At 65.1% G+C, this 410-nt stretch carries 1 protein-coding gene; it reads right to left on the reverse strand.

Going from position 1 to position 410, the window contains the following annotated elements; genetic code table 11:
• A partial coding sequence (locus FLQ44_RS10965) for a Calx-beta domain-containing protein (protein ID WP_206208816.1) occupies nucleotides 1–410 on the reverse strand: 410 nt, incomplete at both ends.

The raw sequence follows: 410 nt of genomic DNA on the forward strand, positions 1-410 counted from the left end.
TTGAGCGTGTCGCCGTTGACCAGCACGGTAAAGGTGTAGGTGCTGCTGCCGGCGGGAATCGTCTGGCTGGTCAGGGTGCTGGCGACATAGTCCACGCCGGCAGTAGCGCTGCCGTTGGCGGTGCCAATGTCGAAGGTCACGCCGCCCGGGCCAGCCGGTGCGCTCAGGCTGACAGTGAAGGTGAAGTTGGTGATGCCGGCGTTGCCTTCGTTCGCGGTGACGTCGTTGATCACCAGGTTCGGCAGGTCGTCGTTGAGGATCGTACCCGTCGCGCTGTTGGGCACGCCGACGGTGTAGCCCGCGCCTGCATTCAGAGTCAGCACCACCGTCTCGTTGGTTTCGATGGTGGCGTCAGCCGTCGGGTTGACCGTGATCGTGCCGGTGGTGCTGCCGGCCGGAATCACGAGCGG

The sequence above is a fragment of the Vogesella mureinivorans genome (assembly GCF_007644035.1).
GTDB classification, from domain to species: domain Bacteria; phylum Pseudomonadota; class Gammaproteobacteria; order Burkholderiales; family Chromobacteriaceae; genus Vogesella; species Vogesella mureinivorans.